This window comes from Prevotella sp. TCVGH (assembly GCF_023522295.1).
GTDB classification, from domain to species: domain Bacteria; phylum Bacteroidota; class Bacteroidia; order Bacteroidales; family Bacteroidaceae; genus Prevotella; species Prevotella timonensis.
On the sequence record NZ_QFFX01000112.1, the window covers coordinates 1 to 4,231 of the forward strand.

Genomic DNA, 4,231 nt, shown 5'->3' on the forward strand with positions numbered 1-4,231 from the left:
ATTCCTTTCTTCCTTTACAGGCTTATGAAATTATGTGCATGAGAGGAGGGGTGCAACTGGGTTTTACGACTGACCCTTCTATCTTCAAGTTAGCAAGTATGGGGTCGATATAATTATCCTTCACCGAACCAGCCATTGCTGCAGATGAAGGCACTTCGGGCGTGATGCGTTGTTGCCGAACAATGAGCCTTTTCTGTCGTTTGTCCCATTCAAAGCGCACCGTCTGGTTTTCATAATTGATACCCTTGTTCACTCCCGACTCGTTGAGTTCGGAAGGAACTCTTTGCAAACGGTTCACTACTAGGAACTCACGTCCCATCAACTTGGTGGGAATTTCGTAATAAATCGTATCCCCTTTCTTGATAACATTGAACACACCATGCATCTCTACCGAGTCACGACCCGTGAGACGCTTGTAGGCAGAAATGGGCTTCTCTGTTTTTTTCTTCTTTTTGGAGAATGGCCAAATTTGGCAGGCTGCACGCATTTCCATGGAAGTGGCTGAAAACATGAACCCTGCACATATTATTATGAATAAGGATTTACCTTTATGACGAAAACATCTCTTTAGCATTGATCTGATTATTTTTGAACAAAATGAATTGAGAAACAGTTATCCTATCTGCAAACTGCATATTTACAGTTTTTGATTTATCTCATACATCCTGTTTGCAAAATTAAACTTTTTCTTCTAAAATGCCAAGATTTTAACGTATAAAGAGCTATTTTCTTTATTTCTCTTGTGAAAGATTTACAGTTACTTGATCACATTCACTCGCCAAGTAACCCCAAGGTCAAGAATGGAATGTTTGTCTTGCAGGTAACCAGTAGGATTGGTATTCTTACCAAAGCAGTAACTATAGTTGGCATGTAGACGCACTTTCTTATTTTTCAGTGGATAGTACTCCAATCCTGCACCTACCCGTGTGATTTCGGTTCCTTCATATAACACCAAATCGGCGCGAGGTTTGGGTTGTTCAGCTGTCTTTTGATTGGGTTCTGCCAGCGCAGTTGATGCCGCGGGATTAGTGTCTACGCCTGCATGATTCACGTCATAACTTGCCTTAGCCCAGAGGTTAACCTGTGGTGTAGGCTGGTAATCAACACGAGCGGTCATGGAACAATCCTTGAAAAGGAACGTCTGCCCCTTGGTGGCACGGTTCATGTAATCCACTCCTATTTGCAGATTGTCAGCCACATCGAAACGATTACCAAAAGAAAGGTAATTGATAAATTTCCCTGGCGCATACTCCATCAAGTTGACAGACCAATCGGTGTGCAAGATACCATGGCTTCCATACCATATCAGGTTGTAGGCATACATCTCAGAAGATATGCCACCATTCCGCTTATATACTTTCCGGAAGGGGCTTTCAACCATTTGCAAGAAGAATTGGTCGTTTTTATTCGTGGTTTGATAGCCCAACCACAGTCCCCACTCGTAACAAGGAAAGTTGTAACAGAATTCAAAGAGTTGAAAACAATCAATAGGAGCAGGGTCGAACTCCCACGGTCCACATAGCACAGCCCACTTACCACCAGAGAGTGTCCAATTTTGGTTAGCGTGATAAGTAAGGAAGAGCCAGTCGGTGGCATCAAAGAATGTATATTCCTTGTTAATGCCATTCAGGCGTTGTCGATACTTAAAAGAAAACTTCGGTGAGAGATTTCCATTGATAATAAGGTTAAAAATGTTTCCCTTAAAGCCTGTTTTATCATTGTTTTTCACACCGTCAATCAATTCACGTTGGTAGTCTGCTCGTGCTTCAACAGACAGATTTACATGCTGGGACTCTTGCGCATAGAGCCCCATGCCATAGAATGTTAGCAAAAGCAAATATATCTTTAATTTCATAGTAAGTACAAATTAGACTTCATGTTTACAGTGCAACTATCGTGCTCCGTTTTTGAAAAGGCATGACAGTATCAATAATTTCCCGTACGTAGCAGTCCTTTCTTATTCCAAAGACCATATACTTCACTCACGGTATCAGAGGTAATAAATGTTTTGAGTTTTTCCTTACTCATGAAATCAATCAAAGTAGAGAATTCTTCTTTTGTCAAAACGATTTCCAACTGTATTTGCTTTTCATTGGAGTAGCCACCTATCACCTCATGTATGGTCACACCACGACGAATGGTATGAATGACAAAATCCAAAATCTTCTGGTAATCTTTGGAGATGATATACACACGAGTCTTAGAATTGATATCCGACATAAAGTGATTAAGTATCAAACCATTGAGCCATGTTCCAATCAAACCAATGATCACTAAACTAACAGGATTAATTGCAAAAGCAGTACAACAGATTGCACCACCTGCTAACATTACGGCAGTACCAAGCTTGATATGGAGATACTTATTGAAAATCTTCGCAAGAATATCCAACCCACCTGTAGAAGCATTGATACTGAACAAGATACTTTGTGACGCACTCAGGATGAGAACGAAACAAAGAAGGTCAAACCAAGGATTGGCAATGGCTTGTCCTGCAACATAAGTGGTGAAGAGAGATTCGTGGATAGGAACGATAGAACCAATAAAGTCAATCATCGGTCCTAATATCAATGCCGTATACACGGTCTTGGCGCCAAATTCATTGCCGATGAGCAAAAACGAAAGCACAAGCAGTATCGCATTAATAACAAATATCATCGTTCCCACAGACACAAAAGGAAGTAATTTAGCGAGCACCAAGGACAAGCCAGTGATAGAGCCTATAATGAGTTTACTGGGTATCAAAAAAAAGTACACTCCCATGGCTGCCACAAACATTCCCACCGTCATAACGACTAATTCCACCCAAAATTTACGAGTACAGACAATCTGTTTGATTCGATTCGGTGCGTTTTGTAACTTCTCAACGAAAGTCATTTCGCTTTCCTGCTTGTTATTCATAATGTTAAAATTTAAAGGTTGTCAGGTTAACTAACGAGAACTCATGGTGTTCACGCTTCATTCTGTGTTTCTCTGCTGCCACCTTTTCTTATTTTAGGTAGCAACAATTATTTAAGTTTTGCAAATTTAATTGATTTTTATGAATACACAAGTTTTTAGATAATTTTTTTACTTGAATGCGAAAAGTTAGGTCAGTCTTGTTCCCTCAAAATAGAAAAATGGGACAAAACTTTGAAGAGTACACCTAATATTGCTTATGGATAAAAGCAAATCATCTATCATAAGACGAAGGAAAGACAAAGAGTCAACTTACATCACTCTTTTCCTCAATATACTGTTGAGCCTTCCCTATTTGAACCAAATCTTAGATACGACTCAATTCAGATAAATAAAAAAAGGACTACCGCTGTAGTCCAATCTTTGTTAACCTTAAATCTAATACCATGAAAAACACGATGCAAAGATAGAGGTTATCTCCTTATATTGCAAGCAACTAAGGGCGTTTTGTCAAAAACAACTTGCTTTTCTTGATGTATATCAAAGTATATAGCCAAAATTTATCGCACATTGTTGCAGATAGCAAGAAGCTATTTGCCTGATCACATGGCTCATGAACATACACAACTCTCTCCTTAAAGAAAGATTTTCATACAACGAAAAGCACCAAAGAAGCAGCATCTGTCAAATTGTTGGTACGCTGCATGGACGGATCATAAATGCTGAATTTTCTTTACAAAGAGCCTCTCATAACTCGCGTGTAAATCACCAACCTCAAAGTTGGTCGCAAATACGCGAGAAATGAGCAATGTTTGTAATTTATTGGCATTGAAGACGTTACGCCTTAAACAACTCTTTTCATTCCTATTTTTACCATTTTTTGCGACTAACCCATTGAGATAAGCCTGCTATTTGCATGCTTTAATGCTGCTGAAGCATGTGAATAACGCCCCTAATGTATGTTTCCAAGGGCGTAACTAATCAACGAAAATGAAAAGAAATCGAAGTTGGCGTAAACTAATTGATAATGAGGAAGAAACAGAACGATTTGCATAGAAGTGCTCTTTTCAAAAAGGGCAGGAATATGCAGATTTAGGCAGAAGTTCAGTTACCAAACCGTTACCCGATTTTGCCATAGGTAACGATGGAGCAATGTTCGGTAACTGATTTTTTTACTCGTGTGGCTGTTGCTGCGGTCGGCAGTTTTCTGCATAAGTGAGGAACGCTTTGAAATTGGTAATTTTGCCACAAAACAACAAAGCGTATGAAAACAGAAAAAATGAAGGTGTTGCTCTACCTCAAAAAGAGTGGTCTGGACAAGTCGGGTAAAGCT

The 4,231-nt window shown here is 39.5% G+C and carries 3 protein-coding genes; all 3 read right to left on the reverse strand.

Going from position 1 to position 4,231, the window contains the following annotated elements:
* Window positions 1-22: 22 nt before the first annotated feature.
* The 3 genes from DEM91_RS12150 to DEM91_RS12160 all read right to left on the reverse strand — a co-directional run bounded on the left by DEM91_RS12150 (window position 23) and on the right by DEM91_RS12160 (window position 2,901).
* Window positions 23-574, reverse strand: coding sequence for a DUF5118 domain-containing protein (locus DEM91_RS12150; protein ID WP_249859086.1), 552 nt, complete (start codon window positions 572-574; stop codon window positions 23-25).
* Window positions 575-757: 183 nt separating this feature from the next.
* A complete protein-coding gene (locus tag DEM91_RS12155; RefSeq protein WP_249859087.1) occupies window positions 758-1,855 on the reverse strand; it encodes a porin in 1,098 nt (365 codons plus the stop codon).
* Between the two features lie 71 nt (window positions 1,856-1,926).
* Window positions 1,927-2,901: a YitT family protein gene (locus DEM91_RS12160; RefSeq protein ID WP_249859088.1), complete on the reverse strand. Its 975-nt coding sequence runs from the start codon at window positions 2,899-2,901 to the stop codon at window positions 1,927-1,929.
* Between the last annotated feature and the right edge of the window lie 1,330 nt (window positions 2,902-4,231).

Bases quoted from the DNA above. Each gene is read 5' to 3' on its own strand.
- DEM91_RS12150 (WP_249859086.1), bottom strand. From the start codon at position 574: ATGCTAAAGAGATGTTTTCGTCATAAAGGTAAATCCTTATTCATAATA.
- DEM91_RS12155 (WP_249859087.1), bottom strand. From the start codon at position 1,855: ATGAAATTAAAGATATATTTGCTTTTGCTAACATTCTATGGCATGGGG.
- DEM91_RS12160 (WP_249859088.1), bottom strand. From the start codon at position 2,901: ATGAATAACAAGCAGGAAAGCGAAATGACTTTCGTTGAGAAGTTACAA.